24 protein-coding genes and 1 other annotated feature are annotated in these 26,850 nt (G+C 46.3%); of the genes, 16 read left to right on the plus strand and 8 right to left on the minus strand.

Translation table 11 applies throughout. From position 1 onward, the window contains the following. The first annotated feature begins 52 nt into the window (after positions 1-52). Positions 53-254 (plus strand) — a binding site (T-box leader). A 50-nt stretch (positions 255-304) separates the two neighbouring features. Beyond that, positions 305-1,552, plus strand: a complete 1,248-nt coding sequence (gene tyrS / locus KNQ02_RS02005; RefSeq protein ID WP_214766580.1) for a tyrosine--tRNA ligase — start codon at positions 305-307, stop codon at positions 1,550-1,552. 50 nt (positions 1,553-1,602) lie between these two features. On the opposite strand, the gene KNQ02_RS02010 is transcribed toward tyrS, so the two are convergent. The 3 genes from KNQ02_RS02010 to KNQ02_RS02020 all read right to left on the minus strand — a co-directional run bounded on the left by KNQ02_RS02010 (position 1,603) and on the right by KNQ02_RS02020 (position 3,589). Next, the gene (locus tag KNQ02_RS02010) at positions 1,603-2,130 is read right to left on the minus strand and encodes a biotin transporter BioY (protein ID WP_088837624.1); all 528 of its coding nucleotides are present in this window, start codon (positions 2,128-2,130) and stop codon (positions 1,603-1,605) included. A 148-nt stretch (positions 2,131-2,278) separates the two neighbouring features. Then, entirely contained in the window at positions 2,279-2,878 is a 600-nt protein-coding gene (gene rpsD, locus KNQ02_RS02015) for a 30S ribosomal protein S4 (protein WP_026827721.1), read from the minus strand. Positions 2,879-3,103: 225 nt separating this feature from the next. After that, the gene (locus KNQ02_RS02020; RefSeq protein WP_214769053.1) at positions 3,104-3,589 is read right to left on the minus strand and encodes a GAF domain-containing protein; all 486 of its coding nucleotides are present in this window, start codon (positions 3,587-3,589) and stop codon (positions 3,104-3,106) included. Between the two features lie 224 nt (positions 3,590-3,813). Between KNQ02_RS02020 and ezrA the strand changes: the two genes are divergently transcribed. Together ezrA and KNQ02_RS02030 are read left to right on the plus strand one after the other, a co-directional pair. After that, positions 3,814-5,520 (plus strand): septation ring formation regulator EzrA, encoded by a 1,707-nt coding sequence (gene ezrA, locus KNQ02_RS02025; RefSeq protein ID WP_088837623.1) that lies wholly within the window; start codon positions 3,814-3,816, stop codon positions 5,518-5,520. A 67-nt stretch (positions 5,521-5,587) separates the two neighbouring features. Continuing rightward, positions 5,588-7,153, plus strand: coding sequence for an amidohydrolase (locus KNQ02_RS02030; protein WP_214807229.1), 1,566 nt, complete (start codon positions 5,588-5,590; stop codon positions 7,151-7,153). A gap of 247 nt (positions 7,154-7,400) precedes the next feature. Here KNQ02_RS02030 and KNQ02_RS02035 read toward each other — a convergent pair whose 3' ends face one another. Continuing rightward, positions 7,401-8,216, minus strand: a complete 816-nt coding sequence (locus KNQ02_RS02035) for an NAD kinase (protein WP_029331162.1) — start codon at positions 8,214-8,216, stop codon at positions 7,401-7,403. A gap of 167 nt (positions 8,217-8,383) precedes the next feature. Here KNQ02_RS02035 and tpx point away from each other — a divergent pair, with 167 nt between their 5' ends. The 4 genes from tpx to KNQ02_RS02055 all read left to right on the plus strand — a co-directional run bounded on the left by tpx (position 8,384) and on the right by KNQ02_RS02055 (position 12,456). After that, positions 8,384-8,881, plus strand: a complete 498-nt coding sequence (gene tpx / locus KNQ02_RS02040) for a thiol peroxidase (protein ID WP_157898524.1) — start codon at positions 8,384-8,386, stop codon at positions 8,879-8,881. A 103-nt stretch (positions 8,882-8,984) separates the two neighbouring features. Next, positions 8,985-9,893 carry a class I SAM-dependent methyltransferase gene (locus KNQ02_RS02045; RefSeq protein ID WP_214807230.1) on the plus strand — a complete coding sequence of 303 codons (909 nt, stop codon included), beginning with the start codon at positions 8,985-8,987 and terminating at the stop codon, positions 9,891-9,893. 122 nt (positions 9,894-10,015) lie between these two features. Further along, positions 10,016-11,227, plus strand: a complete 1,212-nt coding sequence (locus tag KNQ02_RS02050) for an acetate kinase (protein ID WP_088837619.1) — start codon at positions 10,016-10,018, stop codon at positions 11,225-11,227. 623 nt (positions 11,228-11,850) lie between these two features. Continuing rightward, on the plus strand, positions 11,851-12,456 hold the full coding sequence (locus tag KNQ02_RS02055) for a 3D domain-containing protein (RefSeq protein ID WP_029331158.1): 606 nt from the start codon (positions 11,851-11,853) through the stop codon (positions 12,454-12,456). Between the two features lie 90 nt (positions 12,457-12,546). Here KNQ02_RS02055 and KNQ02_RS02060 read toward each other — a convergent pair whose 3' ends face one another. Continuing rightward, positions 12,547-12,984 (minus strand): universal stress protein, encoded by a 438-nt coding sequence (locus KNQ02_RS02060; RefSeq protein WP_088837618.1) that lies wholly within the window; start codon positions 12,982-12,984, stop codon positions 12,547-12,549. A gap of 152 nt (positions 12,985-13,136) precedes the next feature. On the opposite strand from KNQ02_RS02060, the gene KNQ02_RS02065 reads away from it, so the two are divergent. After that, positions 13,137-13,862: an SDR family oxidoreductase gene (locus KNQ02_RS02065; protein WP_088837617.1), complete on the plus strand. Its 726-nt coding sequence runs from the start codon at positions 13,137-13,139 to the stop codon at positions 13,860-13,862. 58 nt (positions 13,863-13,920) lie between these two features. Here KNQ02_RS02065 and KNQ02_RS02070 read toward each other — a convergent pair whose 3' ends face one another. Further along, on the minus strand, positions 13,921-15,024 hold the full coding sequence (locus KNQ02_RS02070) for a M24 family metallopeptidase (protein WP_088837616.1): 1,104 nt from the start codon (positions 15,022-15,024) through the stop codon (positions 13,921-13,923). 153 nt (positions 15,025-15,177) lie between these two features. Here KNQ02_RS02070 and KNQ02_RS02075 point away from each other — a divergent pair, with 153 nt between their 5' ends. Further along, positions 15,178-16,488: a DRTGG domain-containing protein gene (locus KNQ02_RS02075; RefSeq protein WP_029331154.1), complete on the plus strand. Its 1,311-nt coding sequence runs from the start codon at positions 15,178-15,180 to the stop codon at positions 16,486-16,488. A gap of 35 nt (positions 16,489-16,523) precedes the next feature. Here the strand turns inward: KNQ02_RS02075 and KNQ02_RS02080 are convergent, their stop codons facing one another. Then, positions 16,524-16,832, minus strand: coding sequence for a YtpI family protein (locus KNQ02_RS02080; RefSeq protein ID WP_088837614.1), 309 nt, complete (start codon positions 16,830-16,832; stop codon positions 16,524-16,526). Positions 16,833-16,899: 67 nt separating this feature from the next. Here KNQ02_RS02080 and KNQ02_RS02085 point away from each other — a divergent pair, with 67 nt between their 5' ends. Beyond that, positions 16,900-17,838 (plus strand): DHH family phosphoesterase, encoded by a 939-nt coding sequence (locus KNQ02_RS02085; protein ID WP_214807231.1) that lies wholly within the window; start codon positions 16,900-16,902, stop codon positions 17,836-17,838. Between the two features lie 58 nt (positions 17,839-17,896). Here the strand turns inward: KNQ02_RS02085 and KNQ02_RS02090 are convergent, their stop codons facing one another. Continuing rightward, the gene (locus KNQ02_RS02090) at positions 17,897-18,091 is read right to left on the minus strand and encodes a YtzJ family protein (RefSeq protein ID WP_088837612.1); all 195 of its coding nucleotides are present in this window, start codon (positions 18,089-18,091) and stop codon (positions 17,897-17,899) included. A gap of 163 nt (positions 18,092-18,254) precedes the next feature. Here KNQ02_RS02090 and dnaE point away from each other — a divergent pair, with 163 nt between their 5' ends. From dnaE to pyk, 6 genes are all read left to right on the plus strand, one after another. Beyond that, positions 18,255-21,425, plus strand: a complete 3,171-nt coding sequence (gene dnaE / locus KNQ02_RS02095) for a DNA polymerase III subunit alpha (protein ID WP_214807232.1) — start codon at positions 18,255-18,257, stop codon at positions 21,423-21,425. Between the two features lie 101 nt (positions 21,426-21,526). Next, positions 21,527-22,045: a FadR/GntR family transcriptional regulator gene (locus KNQ02_RS02100; RefSeq protein WP_214768727.1), complete on the plus strand. Its 519-nt coding sequence runs from the start codon at positions 21,527-21,529 to the stop codon at positions 22,043-22,045. A gap of 21 nt (positions 22,046-22,066) precedes the next feature. Then, the gene (accD, locus tag KNQ02_RS02105; RefSeq protein WP_088837609.1) at positions 22,067-22,927 is read left to right on the plus strand and encodes an acetyl-CoA carboxylase, carboxyltransferase subunit beta; all 861 of its coding nucleotides are present in this window, start codon (positions 22,067-22,069) and stop codon (positions 22,925-22,927) included. Further along, positions 22,914-23,849 carry an acetyl-CoA carboxylase carboxyl transferase subunit alpha gene (gene accA / locus KNQ02_RS02110; protein ID WP_029331147.1) on the plus strand — a complete coding sequence of 312 codons (936 nt, stop codon included), beginning with the start codon at positions 22,914-22,916 and terminating at the stop codon, positions 23,847-23,849. Before accD ends, accA begins: the two co-directional genes overlap by 14 nt. Positions 23,850-23,996: 147 nt before the next feature. Continuing rightward, entirely contained in the window at positions 23,997-24,965 is a 969-nt protein-coding gene (gene pfkA / locus KNQ02_RS02115; RefSeq protein ID WP_088837608.1) for a 6-phosphofructokinase, read from the plus strand. An 85-nt stretch (positions 24,966-25,050) separates the two neighbouring features. Continuing rightward, the gene (pyk, locus tag KNQ02_RS02120) at positions 25,051-26,799 is read left to right on the plus strand and encodes a pyruvate kinase (protein ID WP_088837607.1); all 1,749 of its coding nucleotides are present in this window, start codon (positions 25,051-25,053) and stop codon (positions 26,797-26,799) included. The last annotated feature ends 51 nt before the right edge of the window (positions 26,800-26,850 follow it).

The raw sequence follows: 26,850 nt of genomic DNA on the forward strand, positions 1-26,850 counted from the left end.
GTCGATTCTACTTCGACGTATCATGAAAACATCTTATGAAAAATATACGAAAAAATCAGCTGTGATTGGAATTAGTAATGGAACGCTCCCTGTATCAGAGACCTAGTGGTGCTGCGAACTAGGACATAGCGTGTTCATGAATTACGTCTCCAGGAGCTTCTTGAGAAATCAGGCGGACCGTCCCGTTATCGACGATCTAAGTGGCATGTGTTGCATGCAATTAGGGTGGTACCACGGAATATTCCGTCCCTTCGTTCAGTCGGAGGGGCGGTTTTTTTATACAATTTTTTTAGGGGGAAAACAGATGACGTTACTTGAGGATTTAGAGTTTCGCGGCCTAATCAGCCAAATGACAGATGAAGAAGGTATTAAAGAACTCCTGGCAAGTCCGACAACACTGTACACGGGATTCGACCCGACAGCAGATTCATTGCATATCGGACACCTGTTACCAATTCTCGTTCTACGCCGTTTCCAAGAAGCGGGGCACCACGTGGTCGGTCTCGTCGGTGGCGCAACCGGGATGATTGGAGATCCAAGTGGGCGGTCGACAGAACGATCACTGAACACGTCGGATATCGTCGAAGAATTTGCGAACCGCATCAAAGGGCAATTATCACGCTTTTTACCGCTGGATGGCGAAAACCCTGTGACGATTGCGAACAACCTGGATTGGACAAAAGATTTAACGATCATCGATTTCTTACGCGATATCGGAAAACACTTCCCGATCAGCTACATGCTAGCGAAAGACTCTGTTGATTCACGCCTTCAGAACGGGATTTCTTTCACAGAGTTTTCGTACATGCTATTGCAATCATTTGATTTCTTAAAGCTCTATGAAAACGAAGGGTGCCGACTCCAGGTCGGCGGAAGTGATCAGTGGGGAAACATTACAGCAGGGATGGAACTGATCCGACGCGTTGGTCATGAAGAGAAAGCATTCGGCATCACTGTACCACTCGTCACGAAATCAGACGGGCAAAAATTCGGGAAAACAGCAGGCGGGGCAGTGTGGCTCGATGCCGAAAAAACGACACCGTACGAGTTTTACCAGTTTTGGTTCAACGTCGATGACCTTGATGTCGTCAAATTCCTGAAATACTTTACGTTCTTGACACACGAAGAACTGGAAGGATTGCAAACGGAAGTGGAAACGGCACCTGAAAAACGGATTGCCCAGCGCCGTCTGGCAGAAGAGATGACGAAACTTGTCCATGGCAGCGAAGCGCTTGAACAAGCGGAGCGAATTACGAAAGCACTCTTCAGTGGTGACATCAAAACATTGCAGGCGGCTGATATCGCAGATGCCTTTAAAGGGATGCCACGCTTTACGCTTGGTGAAGCAACGAATCTCGTCGACGTACTCGTCGAAGCGAAAATCAGTCCGTCGAAGCGTCAAGCGCGAGAAGACGTGACGAATGGCGCAATCTACATCAATGGAGACCGTGAACAAGAGTTGACGAAAGAGATCACGAAGCAAGATGCGATTGGTGACTTCACGATCATCCGTCGTGGGAAAAAGAAATACTTCGTACTTGAACATGCGTAAGTGATATAACAAAAAGAACGCTGACGAATGCTCGTCAGCGTTCTTTTTGTTTAGGCTGTTCTAAAAATACGGAGTGGTAATAAACGAACGGCGATCGTCGTGGCAAGTAACGCTTTTAGCGTATCACCGATGATGAACGGGACATTAATGACGAGGGCATCCATGAATGATAAATGTAAGACGAGCATTAAACCGAATGTTCCGAGTAAGTAAACGAGACCGAGTCCGAAAACGACCATTCCAAAAAACAATGGGATGAAGCGAGTCGTTCGTTCGGCGACATAGCCGATGAAGAAGCCGGCAATCGGGAAGGCGACTAAATACCCTACAGTCGGTCCGACGAACGGCGCAAGACCACCTTTGCCTCCGAGAAGTGGTAATCCGGCAGCAGCGAGCAGCAAAAAAATCAAGACGGCAAGCCCGCCGCGCTTCGCACCGAGAATGGCACTGACCGTCATGATGGCGAGCATCTGGAGTGTGATCGGTACAGGTCCGACGAGTTGAAGTTGTGGTAGTAAACTAATGGCTGAGATGATTGCAGCACCGAGTGCAGTAAATGTAAGATCTTTTGTTTTCATGATGGATGAGTGCCTCTTTTCTTTTTTTGTGTTAACAAATATAAATAAAAGGTTAACACAAAAAGAAAATGATGCAACTACTATTTTTAAAAAATGTTAAAAGGACACAAAAAAAGCACCCACCGAAGTGAGTGCTAAAAACAACAGATTAACGTGAGTAGTACTCAACGACGAGTTGTTCTTGGATTTGATCGTTCAATTCAGAACGCTCTGGAAGACGGACGAACGTTCCTTCGAGCTTTTCAGCATCAAAAGTAACGAAGTCTTTAGTTGCTGGTGCAACTTCGAGTGCTTCTTTGATAACGACAAAGTTCTTCGATTTTTCGCGAACTGAGATCGTTTGACCTGGTTTCACGCGGAATGAAGGGATGTCGACGCGAGCGCCTTCAACTTGGATGTGACCGTGGTTGACGAGCTGACGAGCAGCACGACGTGTACGAGCCATACCCATACGGTAAACGACGTTGTCAAGACGTGCTTCAAGTAAGAACATGAAGTTCTCACCGTGGATACCAGGCATTTTGCCAGCATCGTTGAAGATACGGTTGAATTGGCGTTCGTTTACTCCGTACATGTGACGAAGCGTTTGCTTCGCTTGAAGTTGAAGACCGTACTCAGACATTTTGCGACGGCTGTTACCGTGTTGTCCTGGAGCGTACGGACGTTTTGCGATTTCTTTTCCTGTTTCAGTAAGAGAGATACCGAGACGACGTGAAAGTTTCCAAGCTGGACCTGTATAGCGAGCCATAATAAGACTCCTCCTTAGTGTTCGTTATTATTTGCATAAAAATAATAACGCCATCAAACCCACGTTACGCCCATTTCATGGTGTGGCACCCTCGCTTGATAGCAAAGTTACACGATGCCCCTCCGGCAAAGCCGAGTCATGAAATGTGATACGCAAGCGATTTGACCGCTATCGTTATCATTTCTGCACTTTTACAAGTATACGTCTGCTTATTCCTGCTGTCAATCAAATATGACGAAGAAGAATTTCGCTAAAGGCTTCAAGGCCGGCTTGATCGGTTTCGTCAAAACGATTCAGTTCAGGACTGTCGATATCGAGGACACCAATCGTTTTTCCATCTTTAATTAATGGAATGACGATTTCGGAATTCGTTGCCGCATCACACGCGATATGTCCTGGGAAAGCATGGACATCCATGACGAGTTGTGTCGTTTGATCTTCTGCCGCTGTACCACAGACACCACGACCGAATGGAATCCGGACACAAGCAGGTAAGCCTTGGAATGGTCCGAGAACGAGTTGATTTTGTTCTGCGTCCGTTAAATAGAAGCCGACCCAGTTCGTTCGATCGAGAAATTGACCAAGTAACGCACTCGCATTTGAAAGATTGGCAATTTGATTCGTTTCTCCAGTCAGTAAAGCATTAAGTTGCTTATTCAGCATGTCATATTGTTTTGTTCGGTCACCATCATACGTCGTTGTCTCAAACATCATTAAGATTCCTCCTGAAAAATCATATTTAATCTATCTTACCCGAGTTTTAAAGATGCTGACAAACAATTGATTTCTCGGCGAGACGCTGTAATCTGTCGAAGAAATCAGGAAAAGCCTTAGTAAATCTATGCAAATCGGTTGCGCTATACTATTATAAGGATAAGATAAAAAGCGAAATTGTTGATAAATGGAATCGCTTGATAGGGTGGAGGTCGTGACAAATGTGGGCATGGGTGATTGGTGTCATCGTCATCGTATTACTCGTCATGTTATTTAGCATGATTAGTCGAAAAAAATATTATACAAAAATTGACGAGCTAGATATGCGCAAACAGGGGATTATTAGCGCATCAATTCCGAAGGAGCTACAAGAATTAAAGCAGCTTCCGATGGCGGGCGAGACGGAGACGAAATTCACTTCCTGGCATCAGGCTTGGGAGGAACTGTTGACAGTCCACGTCGCGCAAATCGATGAAACATTGTATCGAGCGGAAGAAGGGCTCGATAAATATCATTTCCTTGCCGTCAAGAATGATTTAGAAGTAACGGAACAATTAATCGGTGAGCTTGAAGGGTTAATCGATGAGATGCTGCGTGAGATGGAGACGTTTAAAAATAATCAATCTGCATTGACTTCATTGAAAGCGCAAGGTGAGACAGATTCAGGTCAAGTCCGTAAATCGTTGCTCCTACAAGCGACGTCGTTTGGTCCGGCATTAGCGAAACTTGAAGAACGCAGTGAAGAAATCGATCAGTTGCGTACAGAAATGTCTGCTTTTGAGGAAGCAGGTGAAGTGACGAAAGCGTATGAAACAAGCCTTCAGCTTGAAGAACGAGTCGCACAGACGCGTCAATTAGTCGAAGTGATTCCGAATCATTGGAAAGTCCTGGCACATGAGTTACGTCAACGAATCGACCAATTGAGCGCCGGATATAATGAAATGACGCTGGATGGTTATCCGCTTGAGCCGCTTGGCATGCAGTCGGATATTAAACGATTTGAGGAAACACGCCTCAACCTAGTTAAAAAACTTGAATTTCTAGAAATGGACGATTTAGAAGAACGCGTCCAGCAACTTTCGGCTGATGTCGACCAGATGTATGATACGTTCCGTCGTGAAGTCGACGCGCGTCATCATGTAAAAAAAGAAAATCAAGTCTTGAAACAAAAAGCACTGCGGATGCGTGAAAAAGTCCATCAATTGGCACAAGAATTTAGTTCGCTCCGTGAACAGTATGAGATTTCAGCTGACTTAGGAGAGCATTACGAGTCGATTCAGCGCGATGAAGAGATGTTGTTTGGGGCAGCAAAGGATTTGGACGAATCCATCGCTAGCCGAATCATTCCGTTCAGCATGTTAGAAGATCAGATGCGTGATGCCATTCGGCTGGAAGAACAATTAACGATTCAATACGAACGGTTCAGTATCGAACTCCAAGCACTACGCAAAGAAGAGCTGGAAGTACGCGAACGCATCAATGAATGGCGTCATGCATTCTCTAGTGCCCGGTTACGATTGAAACGGCTCGGGTTACCGAAGATGCCGCAAGATGTCGAAGAAGCGCTTCAAACAGCGAGTCGTTCGTTACAGACGCTCGAGGCACGTTTTGAGGAGATTCCGTTTAATGTCGGTTACATCGTTTCGCAAAGCGAAGATGTCAAGTTGACGTTTAAACAATTGCAAGAACGGATAGATACATTAGTGTTCGAAGTCACTTATGCAGAACGACTTGTCCAGTACGCGAATCGTTTCCGTCGCAATGATAATGAGATACATATGTCGTTGACGATTGCTGAGACGAAGTTCCTCGCTGGCGATTACGAACGTGCGATTTTACTAGGGGAACGTGTCCTCGAACAATTTGATCCACAATCAATTGAACGAATCAAACAAGCATGTGCCAAGCAAGAAACGATTCATATGTAATCATCACTGACAACTCAGGGTGGCCGCCGCGGTCACCCTGTTTTCGTAAAAAAAAGGAGCGATTAAGATGGGAATACTTTATGTAAACGGAATCATTCGAACGATGGCGCATGAACATGATGTTCATCCGGCGATGTTTATCGAAGCAGGTCGGATTATAGCCATGGGGGATGAGGGGAAGTTACGGCGACGTTTCGGTAAACGCGTCGAGTCGATTGAGAATCTGAATGGCAAAGCCGTCTATCCTGCCTTTACCGATGCGCACATCCACCTCATTGGATATGGCGAAGCGATAGGTCGTGTCGATGCTTCGCGTTACATGACGCTAGAAGAACTCGGACAGGCCTTTTTAAAAGCGGAAGCGATCAATGGAATTCATGTGGCAGAAGGCTACGACGAGACCAAGCTAGATCAAGCGCCAACAAAAACTTGGTTGAATCAACTGTTCCCGACAGAACCAGCTTTACTAAAGCGGACGGATCGGCATACGGTACTCGTCAATGACGTATTGTTTGAACAATTGGGATATAAAGCATCAACGGTCATCGAGGGTGGGAAAATCGGTTTGCTCGATTCAGGGGAAGCAGATGGTTTTCTTTATGATGCAGCAATGGAACCGCTCTATGCGTTGCAAGCAGGATCGACGGAACGAAACAAATCATCGTTGCGCGCGGCAATCAAAGACTTATATCGTCATGGGATCGTGGCGGCACATACAGAGGATTTATCTTATCACGGTGCATTAAACGAAGTCTTATCAGCTTATAAAGAAGTGACGGAAGAAACGGGTTTTCATGCCCATCTTCTCGTGCATCATCTCGTCCTTGATGAATTCATTCAAGCAAACCCTGTTCTCCCTGACACGCTCTCAATTGGAGCGATGAAATTATTTGTCGATGGTGCGCTCGGTGGAAGAACGGCATTATTGCATCGTGGCTATTCGGACGACCCGACGACGCGTGGCATTGAAGTTCACTCGCAGGACCAACTTGAACAACTCGTGAAACGAGCACGAAGCTACGGTTTCACTGTCGCGGCGCACGTCATCGGAGATCTTGCAATCGAACGTTTCGTGGATGTGCTTGAAAAGTATCCGGCTCCGAAAGGGACGCGCGATCGTATTATTCACGCAACGGTCGTACGACCTGAATTATTGGCACGGATTCGGAAGTTGCCTGTCTTAATTGATGTGCAACCGGTCTTCTTGTTAGATGATGCTGATTTTGCTGAAGCACGTCTCGGTTTGAAGCGTCTCGACTCGGCCTATCGCTTGAAGTCGCTAGCGGGCACAGGAGCCTTAATGTGTGGCGGCTCTGACGCGCCGATTTCAAGTCCCGATGTTCGCCGAGCGCTCTATGCAGCGACCGTGGGGAAAGCAGGGCGGATTAATAAATCGAACGAAGTTCTTTCAATGTACGAAGCATTGTTATTATTCACAAAAAATCCACATGTCGCAACAGAGACACATGGACGAAAAGGAATGTTATTGCCTGGATATAATGCAGACTTCGTCATCTTCGAAGAAGATTTTTATCGTCTTGCAGATGAACAGATTCTTACGAATCGACTAGTCGAAACGGTACAACAAGGAAAAACGGTCTATCGCCAGGAAGCATCTTTGACAACGACTTAAGAGGTTGCGTTCGTTCCGTAAATCCTCAAAAGGGGATGACTCATAGTCAGATGAACACCACCCTTTGTGACGGACGCGCTTCCTTTCCCCTCGGAGTCGAGGATGAACGTTTCCGTCCTCTATCAATCAAATGACCGATGATCCGCTTTTCGCGGTTTAAAGCGATTCAAGACGTTCTTTTCTGTACGTTCCTTAGGTGATAAAAAAACTTCCTTGTCCTTGGTGGACAGGGAAGTTTTTGTTTGTTTTATAAGAATGACCGTTGGATTTTGTGCCAAAATGTATTGTTCGTTAATTTGACGGTTTTTAATTCTTTATCGGACAATTGGATGTCGACGGAGTCCGTTCGTTTTAAGCTTAACGCTTCATTGTCCATCCCGATGATCGGATAGTCGTTTCCGTCTTCGATGATGCGAAGCGATAATTTACGACCGCGGTTCAAGAGGAAAGCCGATCCGAGCGTCCGGTAGCGGTTATTGTTGACGGATGCGATTTCGCTGACTTGGAGGCAGTGAATCAATGGATCGACGATTGCACCAGACAAGGACTTGTTATAAGCGGTCGATCCGGTCGGCGTCGAAATGACCATACCATCGCCACGGAACGTTTCAAATAAGAATCCATCAATGTAGACTTCAATTGCGAGTGATTTAATGATGCTCGATTTAACGGAACATTCATTGAGGCAAAGCATACCTGGCCCGCCATTGATCGATGCTTCAAGCAATGGATAACGTCGGACTTCAATTTCGCCATTCGAGACGCGATCGCCTGTTTCTTTGAAAATGGCTTCGACGGAGGACAGGTCATTAATGTCGAAGTCACAGTAAAAGGAATTTGGACCTTCTGCGAAACCGACATAGATGGCATCGTCACGGAAGCCTGTAAAGCGAGCTGCTTGAAGAAACGCGCCGTCACCACCGATTGAAACGATGATATTTGCTTGTTTATGATCCTGGACGACATTCAATCCGTATCGCTTGCCGACTTCAACTAATTTACGTACCTGCGTCTCGTGTCTTTGTTTATTTCGGTAATACAGGTAGACATTGTTTCGAGCCATGGTCAATTCCCCCTTGAAAGCGTTTCATGTACTCTTTCATTATAACTGTTTTTTCAGAAATCGGGAACCGATAGCTAGGAAGTTCGTCAGAAAGCTTGCGTTATAAGGCGAACATTCCTATAGTAAGATTGGAAATGCATTTGAAAGACAACATGGGGAAATGGGGAATACACATGGCAACGTTTAAAGGAAATGATATTACATTACTTGGTACACAAGTTGAAGTCGGACAACAAGCACCAGACTTCGAGGTACTCGCTAACGATCTTTCGCCGGTTTCGCGCGATACATACAAAGGAATTCGTATGATTAGCGTCGTTCCATCGATCGATACGGGCGTCTGTGACGCTCAAACACGTAAGTTCAATGAAGAAGCAGCACAAATCGATGGCGTGACAGTGTTGACAATCTCAAACGACCTTCCGTTCGCACAACGTCGCTGGTGTGCCGCAAGCGGGCTTGATAATGTCGTAACATTATCGGATCACCGTGATTTATCGTTTGGGCATAGCTATGGCGTCGCGATTGAAGAACTTCGTTTGCTAGCTCGTTCGGTATTCGTTATTGATTCAGCAAATCAAGTCGTCTATGTCGAATATATGCCAGAATCGACAGACGAAGTGAATTTTGATGCGGCGATCGCCGCAGCAAAAGCTGCGAAGTAAGAATAGTTTACAAACGACGTAAAACAGATACAATGGATGTAATGAGAAGAACGGCTCCCAGGAAATATGGGGGGCCGTTTCGTTTTGAAAGGATGAACTGACGATGGAAGCATTAGAAAAATTATATAAGGAACTAACGCAACAAACGAGAAAATTAGAACGCGACCTTGATATGCCCTATTTAGAGGCGCTGACGGAGGTCATTGATCGCTTAAATGACCGCCATACTGAAAAAGTCGATCCAGAAGTCATTCGGAAATCTGTTTCGCTTGCTGTTCTCGAAGGAATGAAACAGGCACAACCGAATCATTTGCCAACACCGGACAGCGTTGCATTGTTTGCAGGTTATTTAATCGGGAAACTAATCAAGAAGGACGACGCTCGGTTACTTGATCTTGGTAGTGGAACAGGTGGGATGCTTCATGCCGTCATCAGTCAACTTCCGACGGGGACGGCAGCAGAAGCAGTCGAAGTCGATGAAACGTTAGTCCGGTTATCGGCTTCAATCACGGAATTACTCAATTATCCCGTCACTTACACGCATCAAGATGCACTCCGTCCTCTACTGTTAGATCCAGTCGATCTCGCGATGGCAGACTTGCCGATTGGTTACTATCCGGACGAAGAAGTATCAAAAGAGTATGTGTTAAAACGAGAAGAAGGAATGAGTTACAGCCACTTTCTTTTGATTGAACAGGCGATGAATTATGTTAAACCAGGCGGATTCGGTGTCTTTGTCATCCCGAATGGATTATTTGAGCACGATACGGAAGGGAAATTGAAGCAGTATTTTGAGACGAAGGCACATGTCGTCGGCATCTTGCAACTGCCATTAACCATGTTCAAGCAAGAACAGGCAGCAAAAAGTTATTTAATCGTCCGAAATCACCTAGCGGGAATGACGATGCCAAAACAAGCATTACTTGCTGAACTCCCGTCATTCACCGATGCACGTGCATTTGGTGGAATGGTGAAACAGATTGATGAATGGATTAATACAGAATTAAAATGAAAAGTGAAAAGTAATTGAATTCTATTGTTAATTTGACTATCCTAATGTAAGACAGAAAAAATAGAACACCCACACAGATGTGAATGTCTACTGATTTTGAATGGAAAAGGGGAAAATAGATCATGGCAAAAATTATGGCGGTAAATGCTGGTAGTTCGTCGCTTAAGTTCCAACTACTTGAGATGCCGAGTGAAACGTTAGTAGCAATCGGTTTAGTAGAGCGTGTCGGGAAAGACGATGCAATCTTTACAATTAAATATGGTGAAGGGCAAAAGTATACAGACGTCCTTCCGCTTGCAACACATAAAGAAGCAGTAGAACTCTCACTTGAAAAGTTGATGGAGTTTGGCATCATTTCTTCTTACGATGAAATCAAAGGTGTTGGACACCGTGTCCTTCATGGTAAAGAAAAGTATGCGGATTCTGTCGTGATTACGGAAGATGTCATTAAAGATATCGATTCCTATACAGAGCTCGGTCCACTCCACATCCCACCAAACTTGATCGGGATTCGTGCGTTCCAAGCAATCTTGCCGGAAGTCGAGCAAGTGGCTGTCTTCGATACGGCCTTCCACCAAACGATGCCAGAAGAAAACTTCCTTTACAGCCTTCCGTACGAATACTATACGGAATACGGCATTCGGAAATATGGCTTCCACGGTACGAGCCACAAATATGTTACGGAACGTGCATCTGAGTTGCTCGGACGTCCGCTTAAAGACCTTCGTTTGATTTCTTGTCACCTCGGTAGTGGGGCATCGATTGCAGCAGTTGCTGGCGGTGAGTCACTCGATACGACGATGGGCTTCACGCCACTTGAAGGAATTACGATGGGAACACGTTCTGGTTCGCTTGACCCGGCCTTGATTCCGTTCCTGATGGAGAAAACAGGGAAGTCGGCAGAAGACGTCTTGAACGTCATGAACAAAGAATCAGGAATCTACGGATTATCTGGTCTTTCAAGTGACTTACGTGATGTTGAATCAGCAGCAACGGAAGGAAACCATCGTTCTGAAATGGCACTTCGTATTTTCGCTAACCGGATTCATGGATACATCGGACAATATGCTGCAGAGATGAACGGCGTCGATGCCATCATCTTCACGGCAGGTGTCGGTGAAAACTCTGACTCGATTCGTGAGCGTGTTCTCCGTGGACTCGAGTTCATGGGCGTCTACTGGGATCCATCGCTTAACAACGGAGCGCGTGGAGAAGAACTCTTCATCAACTACCCGCACTCACCAGTCAAAGTCATCATCATTCCAACGAATGAAGAATTGATGATCGCACGTGACACAGTTCGTGTCGGTGGATTGATTGAACAAAATGCATAAGTACTAACATGCAGAAGGCCGGACGTCATGTCCGGTCTTCTGACTGTAGACAACGTGCTATCGGGAGATCAAGCGTCTTTTTTCGTTGCTTTCCTCGGGCGAGGCGCAAGCCGTTGCTCCTTGGATCCTAGCGGACAACGAGCAGGGTCTTGCCTGCCTCTGAACGTGCGTTAAACACGCACTTTTCCCCGTAGGAGTCAACGAAACATGACGCTTTTTAGGGAATACCATGACGGAAATCCAGTCATGCAGACACTTTAGAGCGCAATCCGCCTCGATATCGTATGTTCACGTTTCATAAGAGTTTATCTACACGAAGACCGGACATCATGTCCGGTCTTTTTTTGTATTGATAAAGCTAAAACAATGATTTTTTTTAACGAGAACTTTTGTTCTCGTTTTTTAGTTATGTTACAGTCCTTGTCATATAACGTTCTGAAATCTGTCTTCATTTCAAAAATAAGTCGTAAATAAGGTTTGAAAACATAAATATGAGCCTTTTGTAACATAATAGTAATAGTAACGACATTTTTTTGTGGTCTATATGTAACGGCACTGCCCCTTTTTGTCATGTATATTAATCTCAGTTAACAAATCGGGAACAATTATGGAGGAGAGATTACATGATGAAACGAATACTCGCTAGTGTTTTAGCAATGTTGTTAGCACTCAGTTCGTTTGCAGGTCTTCAAGCAGAAGCTGCTACTAAAAAGAATGTTAAATCGTCGGTCAATAGCCTAGTTGTTCGTCAAAAAGCAACCACGTCATCGAAAAAATTAGGTCTTCTTTATAAAAATCAAACTTTACCGTACAAAGCAAAAACAGGTAACTGGTACAAAGTAAGCTACAAAGGAAAAACAGCATACTTAAGCGCACGTTATTCAAAGGTCGTCAAGAGCTCGTCTTCTAAAAAACAATCGTCAAGCGGTTGGAAAACACTAACAAACGTCAGTGCGACAGCTTACACGCCGTACGATCCAGGCAGCGGCAACTTGACAGCGATTGGTTGGAACATCAAGAGTTCGAAGAAAAAAGTCGTAGCGGTCGACCCGCGTGTCATCCCGCTTCGTTCGACGGTCAAAGTGTATTATAAAGGGAAATTAAAAGGTACGTACACGGCAGCGGATACAGGTGGAGCCATCAAGGGGAAAAAACTTGATATCTTGTACTACTCGCGCTCAGAAGCATTCAGCTGGGGACGTCGTAACGTCACCGTTAAATTTAAATAAGCACATCTATCCATCGGGCATCGGCTCGATGGATTTTTTTACGAAAAAAAGCACCCTCGTGAGAAGGTGCGGAGAAAATAATGAATTCAATTACAGACGGACGATCAAAACATCACATTTGGCGTAACGTGTGATGCTTTCAGAGACACTACCGATGAAGAAACGTTCGACGGCATTCAGACCGGTCGCACCACAAATGATTAAATCGACATCATGATTTGGAGCGAGTTTCTTCGCGATCGTGACTTTCGGTGAACCGTACTCGATTGCGACTTCCACATCTTTGACTCCACGTTCTTGCGCCGTTTTGACATATTCGTCTAATAATTCTTTTGCATAAGACTCGGCACGCTCTGTGATTGTGCGGTCATATGCTTCGACAGTCGCGAACGTCCGTGTATCGATGACATGGGCGATGACTAACTTGGCGTCATTTCGAAGTGAGACGTCGATTGCGGTCTCAAATGCACGTTCTGCTTCTTTTGATCCGTCAACTGCTACTAGTACGTTATGATATACGATTGCCATGATGAATCCATCCCTTCGTATTCGGCTGATACTACGTCCTTATTATACCATTCCCACAAATGGAAAGTGTTGAACATTGTTAGAGTTCTAAAAATTGTTCTTCAAACGTGAACATCGTAAGATAGAACAAGGTGAAAGGGGGCGATGCCAAGATGAGGCACGCGTTGATTACAGCAGGAACGAAAGGGCTTGGAGAAATGGTGACACGCCGTCTGTTAGACGAAGGATGGTATGTGACAGCATTGCACCGATCGAAGCCGGAGTTTGAACATGAACGTCTTTATCCAATTCAAGCAGATGTGACGAAACAAACCGAATTGCTTAAAGCAGTAGATGAAGCGATGGAAAAGCATGGGCGGATTGATGCATTGATACTTAATGCGGGACCGTATATTTTTGAACGGAAATCACTCGTCGATTATTCAGACGAAGAGTGGGACGAAGTCGTCGCAGGGAATTTGACGGCGAGCTTTTGGTTACTACGGAAAGTGATTCCAATCATGCGGGAGCAACGCTATGGACGTGTCATCACATATGGTTTTCCGGAAAGTGCGACAGCACCAGGATGGATTTATCGAGCTGCTTTCGCTGCTGCGAAGAGTGGGATGGTCAGCTTAACGAAAAGTGTTGCGTTAGAAGAGGCGGAGTACGGGATTACGGCGAATATGGTCAATCCCGGAAACATCGTCGGAGACAACAAGACGAAGTGGATTGATGAAGCAGTCGCAGACGATCAAACGCCTGTCGGCCGGACCGGTGTCGGGGGCGATATCGCCCGCGCCATTTCATTTTTACTTGCAGAAGATGCGAGTCTGATTACGGGTGCGATTCTCGATGTGACAGGTGGCGTCAACGTCGTTCATCAGTCGCGAAAATAAAAAAGGTTATCTCATCCGAAGAATTCAGTCGGTTGAGATAACCTTTTTTAGTAGATGTTTAGTTGGCTTCGATTGATTGTAAGTGTTTCGGATAGCGCGTCAATGCTTCTGGACCGTCTGCTGTTAAATGAATGTCGTCTTCGATTCGAACGCCACCAACGTCAGGGACGTAGATGCCAGGCTCAAGTGTATAGACGATACCAGGCTCAGCTGTCAGAAGATTATTCGATGCAAGTGACGGGAATTCATGGACGTCGATTCCAAGACCGTGACCAACGCGGTGCGTGAAGTATTCGCCATAACCAGCCTGGTCGATGACGTTCCGTGCCGCTTCGTCGAGTGTACCGAGTGTGATGCCGACACGACTCGCATCTGTCGCTGCTTCAAGCGCAGTTAAAACAGTTTGATACATTTTTTCCTGTTCCGCACTCGGAGTTCCATAAACGAACGTCCGTGTAATATCAGAGCAGTATCCTTTCCAAACGACACCGAGGTCGAACAAAACGAAATCGCCCTCTTTAATGACGCGGTCGCCAGGGACACCGTGCGGATCAGCGCTGTTTGCACCGAATAAGACGAGTGTATCAAAAGACATTTCGCGGACGCCTTTTTTCTTCATCTCGAATTCGATTTGTGCGATGACTTCGATTTCAGTAACGCCGGGGCGAATTGCATTTTTCCCGATTTCGATTGCTTCGTCTGCGAGTTGAGCGGCTTCGCGCAAAATCGTGATTTCTTCTGAATCTTTTTGGAGGCGTAATGCTTGGAGCTTATCTCCGATATCGAGAATTGCCGCATTTTCCAAACGAGACTCAAGCTCTTTGAAACGGCTGAACGTCATGTGTTCCCCTTCAATCCCGAGTCGGTTGTTTGAGACGGCGAACGAGCCGAGCAATTGCGCGATTTTGTCGAATGGATTTTCATGATCGGCATAAGTGACGACTTCACCATCCCATGGACTTGCTGCTACGATACTTGCTTCGAGTGCTGGGCAGAAGAGTGCTCGTTTTCCATTCGCGTCAACGATGACGGCCATGACACGCTCGTGTGGTTCAGCGTAGACACCAGAAAAATAGAATACACCGGCTTTTGAAGTAATCAAGGCGACATCGATGCCTGATTCTTTTAATACTTGGCTGATTTGATTCGTACGTTCTAACATCTTATTCCCACCTCTCTAATAGTCACTTTTCAGTATAACATCCTTGCTTTTGGAAAACATTTCTCGCAAATCGGACTAGTACACTTTTCATTCTTTCGAGTAGTACAGTATAATGACAGAAGAGTAGAATATAGGAAAAAGAAGGGATACAGCATGCCTACGAAACACGAACAGATCATCCGACACATTGAAGATCTCGATGTTGGCGCAAAAATATCCGTCCGACAGATTGCGAAAGATTTAACGGTATCGGAAGGTACGGCATACCGTGCGATTAAAGAAGCCGAAAATCTAGGCTTTGTTTCGACGATTGAACGGGTCGGGACGATCCGCATTAAGAAAAAACAGAAAGAAAATATTGAAAAACTGACGTTTGCAGAAGTTGTCAACATCGTTGATGGACAAGTTCTCGGCGGACGGAACGGTCTACACAAGACGTTAACAAAATTCGTTATCGGTGCGATGAAGTTAGAGGCGATGATGCGATACATCGACGTCGATAGTCTCGTTATCATCGGTAACCGAGAAAAGGCGCATGAACTGGTTCTCGAGGCGGGAGCGGCAGTCTTAATCACAGGCGGTTTCGATACGACGGAAGATGCGAAGCGCTTGGCAGATGAAATGGAACTTCCGATCATTTCGACGTCGTACGATACGTTTACGGTTGCGACGATGATTAACCGGGCGATTTACGATCGCCTGATCAAAAAGGAGATTTTGCTCGTTTCCGATATTTTGATTCCGTTGCATGATACCTTTTATTTACAGACGAACGACCCGATTTCCAGATGGCATGAATTGAACGAACAGACGAAACACAATCGGTATCCTGTCATCGATGAACAGATGAAGGTCGTCGGCGTTGTCACGGCGAAAGACATCATTGACCGACCGCATGATTGGCCGGTTGAAAAAGTCATGACCCGTCATCCGATCACGGTCGGTATTCGGACGAGCGTGACGAACTCGGCGCACCAGATGGTTTGGGAAGGGATCGAAATGTTGCCGGTCATCGACCAGTACGGCAGGTTGCTAGGCATCATCAGTCGGCAAGATGTCTTGAAGGCGCTCCAACTCGCAAATCGTCAGCCGCAAGTCGGCGAAACGTTTGATGATTTGATTACAGGGCAAATCAAGACGGCCGAAGATGACCGAGGACAGTATTTGTCGCTTGAAGTCTCACCGCAGATGACGAATTTCATGGGGACGGCGTCGAGTGGCGTCTTGACGACGCTGCTCGTCGAGGGTGCGACACGGATGTTGCGGCATATGAAGAAGGGTGACCTCGTCATCGAAAATGTCAGCATCTACTTCATCAAGCCGGTCCAGATTGAAAGTACGATTACGATTCGGGCAAATGTATTTGATGTTGGCCGGAAGTTCGGTAAAGTCGACGTCGAGATGTACCAAGGAACCCAAATTGTTGCGAAGGCACTTGTGACCTCACAATTGATCGACCGATAAATGACCAAATAAAAAAGACGGAGAATCCGTCTTTTTTACGATTGTTCCATTTCGCGAACAACATAAGGGTAAATTTTTCGATAACGAATGAAACCAGCGATGAATGAGGCGAGACCAACTGCGATTAAAATCGAGCAGACGATTTTACCCGTCAACGTCGTCAATCCGTCGCCAGACAGAAATTGATTGGCTGCGAACAAGATGACGAATAGGCTGAGCCAAATGCTTGCTTGGGTGTTAAATAAAAATTTCCGATTCGTACTCTTCGTATGGAATGCACGACGCTTAGCGAGTAAATAGCCTCCTAGCGACAAGACGATTAACAAGATTAGAACGAATTGCATGGGGATGACCTTCCTTTCTTTTTCGTATCTGTTTGTATCATATCAATATTTAGAGGAGCTGTGCACTGTGAAAGAACAAATCAGACAATTGATTGAAGACGCATCGACGATTATTATTCATCGGCATGAACGACCGGATCCGGATGCGCTTGGAAGCCAGTTCGGGTTACGTGAAGTTTTGCAGCAACAATTTCCGGAGAAAAAAATCTACGCCGTCGGTGAGATGGCAGACTCCCTATCGTTCATGGGGAAGCTCGACGCAGTGGAACCGAAAATGTATGAAGAAGCACTCGTCGTCATTTTAGATACGGCGAATGAAGCACGAATCGACGGTCATGTTGCGATGACAGGGCGTCACGTCATTAAGATTGATCATCACCCGGACGAAGATGCTTATGCAAAAGTCCAACTCGTCGATCCGACCGTCAGTTCGACATCGGAATTACTTGTCCATCTGTTGAATGACTGGGGATATCCTATCCCAGCGGCAGCGGCGATTCAATTTTATGCAGGAATCGTCGGGGATACAGGACGCTTCCAATTTAGAGGGACGACGAGCAAAACGTTTGCCGTCGCAGCACAACTGCTTGATCTCGAAATCGATACAGATTGGCTCTATCGCAACATGTATCAAACGGAACTCGTTGCACTTCATTTGCAAGGATATGTCCTGCAACATATCCAGTTGACGGATGCAGGCGTCGGTTATGTCGTCTTGACGCAAGAGACGTTAAAACGTTTCGATGCGACGGTCGAACAAGCTTCGTTGCTCGTCAATAGTTTTGCCGGCCTTAAAGGAATGAAGAGTTGGGCGTTATTCCTCGAGACGGAAAAAGAGGTCCGCGTGCGTATTCGTTCAAAAGGACCCGTCATCAACGAAGTAGCGAAGGAGTTCCGGGGCGGTGGACATCCGTTGGCGTCCGGCGCGACAATCGATCACTTGTCAGAAGTGGATCAAGTCGTCGCCCGTCTCGACGCAGTCGCACGAGACTTCCGCTTCGAATGAAAAGAGGCTGCTCGCTATCATCCAAATTCGGATACATAGCGGACAGCCTTTTGTGGTCTCAGTGCGTCGTTGTCTCTTCTTGCGGAATAAACCAAATTCCGCGTTCTGTATGGTCTTCGATGACATTGAGTTCTAACTCTTTAACAGACTTCCGAATGCGTTCGGCGATTTCTTCTGTTTCAGTAAAGGCAGTGACACCGAGTTTGAGTTGCTCGACTTTTTCACGGGCAATCTGGCTACGATTTAAAATCATCAGAAACACTCCTTCCTTCCGCGTCATGATATTTCTATACTTATTGTATCGAATATTGAGTAAGAAGGCGATAGTCAGGAGTCGCTAGATATGAATGTTCTGAAAACTTTTACCATGCAAAAACTTATAATGGATGAAAGAAGTAGAAAAGGAGGGAGGAAATATGATGCAATTGAACGTACGAACGGCCTACAGCCCATTGCAGAGTATGATTCGTCTATCACCGTATCTCGACGAGTTGAAGCGAAGGGGAGCCTCAACTGCGGCGATTTGCGAGACGACACTAACGGGGGTTCCGGCGTTCGTTTCTGAATGTCAAAAACGGGATTTGCTTCCGGTCGTCGGTTATGAACAAGACATGAAGGAAATCGATGAATTCAATATTTTATGGTACGCCAAAACAGGTCGGGGATTACAGATGTTATACCGATTAGCCAGTGGACAGGAAACAGAGGAGTGCAGCGAATTAATCGCAATCCTTGAGCCGAAACGTCAAGCGACAGAAGATGAAACGCGACTTCGGCGTCAAGTCGTGAATTGGATGGGGTATGCCAAAAATGCGACGGTCTATTTAGGTGTGAAAATGGCGCGCTCGACTGTCGAACGGGACAGCAGGGAGCGTTACCGGGTAGTTGCCCAAGAGTTAGGACTGGAAACCATCCCGATCGATCCTGTCCGCTACTTGCGTCGTGACGACGCAGATGCCTACCAGGCACTCCGAGCGATTGACGAAGGGACACCGTTTCAAGAACAAAAAGTGAATCGACAAGCACATCTCAAGTCGGATGAAGAATTACGCGAACATTTTACCGAGCACGAACAACGTCTCTTGAAACAGTGGGCGCAGACGCAAGAAACACTTACATTACCGAAACAGTCGAGACCGTTGCCACGTGTCGCGGATGACTCAATGGGGAAACTACGTCAGCTTGCACGCGACGGATTACTGGCACACGGTCTAGTTGATGAGACTGCGGAGGCGAGACTCCGTTACGAGCTCGACGTCATCGAAACAACTGGATTTGCTGACTACTTTTTAATCGTCGAGGATTTAGTACGGCATGCGAAAGCGGTCGGCATTCGTGTCGGTCCCGGGCGTGGGTCGGCTGCCGGGTCGCTCGTCAGTTATACATTAGGCATTACGACGGTTGATCCGTTGAAATATGGGTTGCTGTTCGAACGTTTCTTAAATCCGGAACGCATCACGATGCCGGATATCGATATCGATATTGAGGACGAACGCCGCGAGGAGCTACTGGATTATCTCGTTGACCGATATGGTCGAAGTCACGTCGGTCAAATCGGGACGTTGTCGACCCTTGGTGCAAAAGCATCACTTCGAGATGTCGCCCGTGTCCTCGAGTTTTCAAAAGATGAGACGGATGCTGCGGCGAAGCAAATCGCTAAAGAAACGACCTTACAAGGAATCGAACAAAAGCAAACCATCTACCGCTGGTTCTCCGGAAGTGAGAAGCGGCGCCAATTGTTACACCTCGCCCAAGAAATCGAAGGATTGCCAAGACAGCGGTCGATTCATGCAGCCGGTGTCGTCATCGGCTCGGAAGACTTGATTGAGACGACGCCGCTCGATACAGGATCGAGCGACCGGTTCGTCACCCAATATTTGATGAAAGCACTCGAACAACAAGGTCTCTTGAAAATCGATTTACTAGGACTCAGGAATTTGACGCGTCTTCGACAAATGGAACAGTTGATTCGGCGGGAACGTCCCGATTTTTCGATGGAAGAGCTTCCGGAAGAAGATTCGGCAACCCTGCGTTTATTTGCACGAGGGGATACGGATTATATCTTCCAGTTTGAATCGAACGGGATGAAGCAGACGTTACGTGAAGTCAAACCGACCCGTTTTGAAGATTTAGTCGCGACGATGTCACTCTTTCGGCCGGGGCCGATGAAATTCATCGATCTATATGCGAAACGAAAGGCGGGACAACCTTATCAAACGGTTCATCCGATTTTAGCGGAAGTACTAGAGACGACATACGGTGTCATCGTCTATCAAGAGCAAATCATGGAAATCACGCGTCGGGTCGCCGGATTTACACTGGCGCAAGCAGATTTATTACGTCGGGCGATATCGAAAAAAAATAGTGCGTCGGTCGAATCAGAGAAAGTGCGTTTTTTAGAAGGTGCCGTTCAGAATGGTCTTGCGCAAACGACTGCTGAGACACTGTATGATCAAATCGAACGTTTCGCGGGCTATGGCTTTAACCGGAGTCACGCAGTCGCCTATACGAAGATTAGTTATGCGTTAGGTTATATGAAAGCTCACTATCCACAAGTTTTTTCCCTTGTGTCGATCGATCAACCGGAACGACTTGTCCGGGCGATGCGGGACAAGCGTTTGCCAGCTTTACCACCTGATATTTGGATTTCAGACTATCGTTCGACTCTGGAAGGAAAAGGCATCCGACTCGGGATTCAAGTGTTACGTGGAATATCGGAACGCGATTTCAAAGCTTTGAAAGAAGCAGCGAAATCATCGCAGACAATCACGACGTTACTGACGACCGTCGGCTGGGGAAAAAAAGAACGCGCTAAAATCGAATTGTTACTCTATGGTGGAGCATTCGACCGTGCGACACATGGCGACCGGGGATTAGCGGAACAAGAAGTCCTTGATTACTTTACGATGGCTTCGAATACGTTGTTACCGGACGAATTAGCAAGCCTCGGTAAGCGGGCAACGACAAAAGCCGTCACACGTACTGCGACGGACTGGGCGCGGCTCGAACGTGAAGCACTTGGATTCTGGTTAACCTACTCACCTTTGATGACAGCGATGACACCCCAAGTCGAGACGACGCACTTTCATGATGTTTCAAGCGAGATGGAAGAATCCGTCTATCTTGTGTGTTACATCGAGCAGCTGCGGGAATTTAAGACGAAGCGTGCACAATCAATGGGCGTCATGCAAGCCGTTGATGGGTATTCGAACGAAGAGGTCGTCATTTTCCCGAAACAGTACGACATGTATAAACGATCGTTGTATGTCGGAAACGTGTTGTTGATCGAAGTGAAGGTGCAAGACCGGGCAGGTGAACGGCAGTTCGTGTTAGAGCGGTTACGTCCGCTTGGTCAAGATGTCTTGTTCATCAAGTTACCTTCTAAAAATGAGCTGGCTCCTCTTGAACGTGTACTTGAAATCGCACCGGGTGACATTCCGGTCGTCGTCCGCTATGCTGACACGAACGAAACAAAGACGTTGCCGGGTTTATATGCGATTCGTCATGAAGAAGAGCTGTTCGCGCAATTACGGATTCAATTTGGTGAAGCGAACATCATCTTAAAAAATGTCCCCCGATCAAACTAGTAGTAGGTAATAAGATTTGTTATAATAAGGGGTAATTGGTCTGACCAATGCCACCTAATTTTATGTAATGACGGGTACGTCAGAAAGGTGGTGCCGTAAAAATGGAGAAAAAGCGAAACGCTTTTGAAATGAACATCGCGGCAATTAAATTGATGATTGAGCAGGATGGATTAGTTCCGGGAGATCGGATCCCATCTGAACGTGAGTTGGCTGATCGACTAGCAATCAGCCGACCGTCCGTCAGGGAAGCATTGCGAACGCTTGCTTATCTCGGAATCATCGAGACGAGACATGGTGGAGGAAGCTTTCTTTTAAATCGTGACGACCATACCTATATTCAAATCATTGCCCAATTTTTAGTGACCGGCGACTCGAAATTTGAAGATTTAGCAGGAACACTTCGCTTACTTGAACAATCTGCTATTGCCCAGTTGGACGATCATACGTTTCTGGAAGAACATCTCGATTCAGATACTGCGTTTCGAGAAACGTTGATCAATACGGTGAAAAATGATTTGTTCGAGCGGATTTGGAGACAAGTGAATGCATTTTATCAAAGTTTTGGTCAAGGGGAACTCTATACGCGAGCGGAACGGGAAGCACTCCTGAAACGCTCTTAGGAACTACAAGGGGGAACTAACGTGCAAGCATTTTTTCGAAAACCTAAAAAGTTCGTGACGTTGACGACGAAAGAGCAACGGGTCGACGTCCCAGTCGGACTGATGACGAAATGTCCAAAATGTAAATTAATCCAATATACGAAACAACTTGAAGCCAACTTGCGTGTCTGTACATGTGGATATCACCATCCTTTGACGGCGCAGGAACGGTTTTCGCAACTATTTGATGACGGTAGCATCACATATTTTGATCTTCCGAACGTAAAAGCAGACCCGCTTCAATTTCAAGATTATCCAGAAAAATTGAAGGGGGATCAAGTGCGGACAGGTCTTGAAGAAGCCATCGTCTGTGGTGTCGGGACGGTGGATGGTTATCCACTCGTTGCGTGTGTGATGGATGCACGCTTTCGGATGGGTTCGATGGGGGCGGCAGTTGGAGCAGCGATTGCAGAAGCAGTCCGGTATGCAACGAAACACCGATTGCCTGTAACGATTTTCTCTGCTTCAGGTGGGGCACGGATGCAAGAAGGCATGGTCAGTTTAATGCAGATGGCGAAGTCGAGTTTATTCCTGAAGCAACATTCGGATGCCGGACTCCTCTACATCTCATGCATGACTCATCCGACGACAGGTGGTGTCTCAGCTAGTTTTGCGATGCTTGGAGACTACAACATTGCAGAGCCGGGTGCGTTGATTGGATTTGCAGGACGACGGATCATCGAACAAACGATTCGAGAAAAATTGCCGGAAGATTTTCAGACGTCGGAATTTCTACTACAAGCGGGTCAACTCGATGATGTCGTATCACGACACGATTTGAAGACCTACTATAAACGAATTCTGATGATGCACGCGGAGGGAACAAATCATGCAACCATTTGATCAACCAGTCATCGCGTTACGCGAGAAAATATTAGAACTTCACGACATGGCGGAAACGCAAGGTCTCGATTTTAAAGAAGAGCTGAATTTGCTCGAAGAACGATTACGTCGATTAGAACTCGATATTTATGGGAATATGAAAGCGTGGAACCGTGTGCAGTTGGCACGTCATCCTGAACGACCGACGACGCTTGATTATGTCGAGCGGATTTGTGACGACTTCATCGAACTTCATGGCGACCGGCATGGATATGATGATGCTGCAATCGTTGGTGGAATCGCGATGCTGAACGGTCGACCTGTAACAATCATCGGCCATCAGCGTGGTAAGGATACGAAGGAAAACATCCGCCGAAACTTTGGAATGCCTCATCCGGAAGGATATCGAAAAGCACTACGACTCATGCAACAAGCCGTGAAGTTCAACCGTCCAATCATTACGTTCATCGATACGAAAGGGGCTTACCCGGGTCGTGCAGCGGAAGAGCGCGGCCAAAGCGAGGCGATCGCGAAAAATCTCTTTGAAATGGCTGGCATGGAAGTGCCGATCATCTCGATCGTCATTGGCGAAGGCGGTTCTGGTGGAGCGCTTGGTATCGGTGTATGTGATGAACTGTTGATGCTCGAAAACTCAACGTACTCTGTCATATCACCTGAAGGTGCAGCTGCTTTGCTTTGGAAAGATGCAAGTCTTGCAGAACAAGCGGCGGAATCAATGCGAATTACTGCACCCGATTTATTGCGTCTAGGGATTGCGGATGCAATCATTCCTGAAGTCATTGGTGGAGCACACTTAGATGTTTCATTACAGGCGGACAAATTAAAAGTTGTACTAGAACAGAAGCTTGCGTATCTTACACAGTTAACATCAGAACAGCTGATTGAGAAGCGCACAGAAAAATATCACCGGATTGGCACATAAGGGGCATGTAATCGCTATCATGGTTGGGATTCCTTATTTCGTGATAGGCTGAACAAACTGTCTGTTCAAGTTTATGCAATCTGCCCTGTTGTAAAACAAGAAAACAACGTGCTATTTTAGATTCAGATTAATAGAGAGGTGATTAACGTGAGTTTAAAACGGATTGCTGTCTTAACAAGTGGTGGAGATGCACCCGGGATGAATGCTGCGGTGCGTGCTGTTACACGTAAAGCAATTTTTCATGGCCTAGAAGTATTTGGTGTCTACAATGGATATCAAGGTTTAATCAATGGAGATCTCGTCCAATTGAACCTTGGGTCAGTTGGGGACATTATTCAGCGTGGAGGAACATTCCTTCGTTCAGCTCGCTGTCCTGAGTTCCGCACAGAAGAAGGACGTGCGAAAGCAGTCGTCAACTTGAAGAAGTTCGAAATTGACGCACTTGTCGTCGTAGGTGGCGACGGGTCGTACCGTGGTGCTCAAAAACTGACGGGACTTGGTTTCCCGACAATCGGTCTTCCGGGAACGATTGATAATGATATTCCAGGAACGGATTATACGATTGGATTTGATACAGCGCTCAATACAGCGCTCGAAGCAATCGATAAAATCCGGGATACGGCATCTTCGCATGAACGGACATATGTCATCGAAGTCATGGGTCGTGATGCTGGAGATATCGCACTCTATGCTGGATTAGCAGGTGGGGCGGAGTCGATTCTTGTTCCAGAGCGTCCAGAAGATTTAAAAGAAGTCCTCGATCGTATTCAAAGTGGTGTCAATCGTGGTAAAAAACATTCGATCGTCATCGTCGCTGAAGGTGCAGGTCGGGCGCAAGATGTTGGGGATCAAATCGCGAAAGAAACAGGGCTTGATACACGCGTTACCGTGTTAGGTCATGTTCAACGTGGAGGAGCGCCAACAGCTGCTGACCGCGTACTTGCGAGCCGGATGGGCGCTTACGCAATCGACATTTTACTTGAAGGTAAACAGGGACGTGTTGTTGGCGTTCGGGGTGGTAAAATGATGGATCTTGATATTGACGAAGCATTAGATGAAAACAAACATGTACTCGATCTTGATATCTTAGAATTGTCGAAACAACTTTCAATCTAATATATCTTTAATACTCGAGGTCATTTTGGTTAGGTTTATTGGCACTGTTGACAAACGGCCAAACATTGTAGGAGGTTTATGGAATATGCGCAGAACTAAAATTGTATGTACGATTGGACCGGCGTCAGAAAAACGTCTTCCAGAAATGATTGAAGCAGGAATGAACGTCGCTCGTTTGAACTTCTCACACGGTGACTATGAAGAACACGGCGCACGAATCACGGATATCCGTCGCGCAGCTGAAGAAGCAAACAAATTAGTAACAATCCTTTTAGATACAAAAGGTCCTGAAATCCGGACGCATACGTTTGAAGAAGGAAAAGCGCTTCTCGTCCGTGGCAAACAAGTCATCGTCGTCAGCGGTGATGCAAATGAAATCGTCGGTACAGCAGATAAATTCTCTGTGACATATGACGGTTTGTATGATGATGTCGAAGTCGGTTCGATGATTATGTTAGACGATGGATTAATCGGACTTCGTGTTGCGGAGAAACTTGCGAACCGTGAACTTCTTTGTGACATCGAAAACGAAGGTATCATCAAAACGAAAAAAGGTGTTAACTTACCGAACGTAAAAGTTAACCTACCTGCTTTGACAGATAAAGATATCGCAGACATCGAGTTCGGAATCAAGAGTGACATCGATTTAATCGCTGCTTCATTCGTCCGTCGTGCGTCTGACGTTGTGGCGATTCGTCAATTACTTGAAAAACACAACGCGAGCCACATCAAAATCTTCCCGAAAATCGAAAATCAAGAAGGTTTCGACAACATCGAAGAAATCATCGCGATTTCAGACGGTTTGATGGTTGCACGTGGTGATCTTGGAATCGAGATTCCGACTGAAGAAGTAACACCAGCTCAAAAAGACCTCATCAAAATTTGTAATCACTATGGTAAACCAGTCATCACAGCAACACAGATGCTTGATTCGATGCAACGTTTCCCACGTCCGACACGTGCCGAAGCATCAGACGTCGCGAATGCGATTCTTGATGGAACGGATGCAATCATGCTTTCAGGCGAAACAGCAGCAGGGGATTACCCGATCGAGTCTGTTCAAATGATGCATACGATTGCGAAGCGGACAGAAAAAATGCTTGACTACAAAAAATTATTGAAAGATCGTCAAACGCGTAGTGAGCACACGGTGACGGATGCAATCGCTCAAGCGGTTACGCATACATCAATCAACTTGGACGCAAAAGCAATCTTGACGCCGACACAATCAGGCTACACGGCATCACGGATTTCAAAATACCGTCCAGAGGCGAACATCGTTGCGGTCACACCAAGCGCGCGTGTTGCGCGTCAGTTGAATATCGTCTGGGGTGTGTACCCAATCGTCGTTGATCATCTCTCGGACAACACGGATGATATGTTGACACTTGCTGCCGATACAGCAAAAGATGCTGGATTCGTCACAGATGGTGACCTCGTCGTCATCTCTGCTGGGATCCCTGCTCTGACTGCCGGTACAACGAACATGTTGAAAATTCATATCGTTGGTAAAGAAATCGCGAACGGTCGCGGAATCGGCGAACGTGGTGTCGTTGGCGAAGTCGTCATCGCGCACACAGCTGAAGAAGCAAACGCGAAAGCAAAAAAAGGTATGATTCTTGTTACGAACTCAACCGATCGTGACATGATGCCTGCAATCGAGTTAGCAGCTGCAATGATCACAGTAGATGGCGGATTGACAAGCCATGCTGGGATCGTAGGTCCTTCACTCGGCAAACCAGTCATCGTCGGTGTTGAAAATGCTTTGACAATCTTTACAGATGGTCAAATGATTTCAATCGATCCATTGACAGGGAAATTGTACAACGCATAATCAATGAAACGGATATGGCGAAAGCCATGTCCGTTTTTTCGAAACATGGGG

It is taken from the genome of Exiguobacterium sp. s102 (assembly GCF_018618635.1).
GTDB lineage: Bacteria > Bacillota > Bacilli > Exiguobacteriales > Exiguobacteriaceae > Exiguobacterium_A > Exiguobacterium_A oxidotolerans.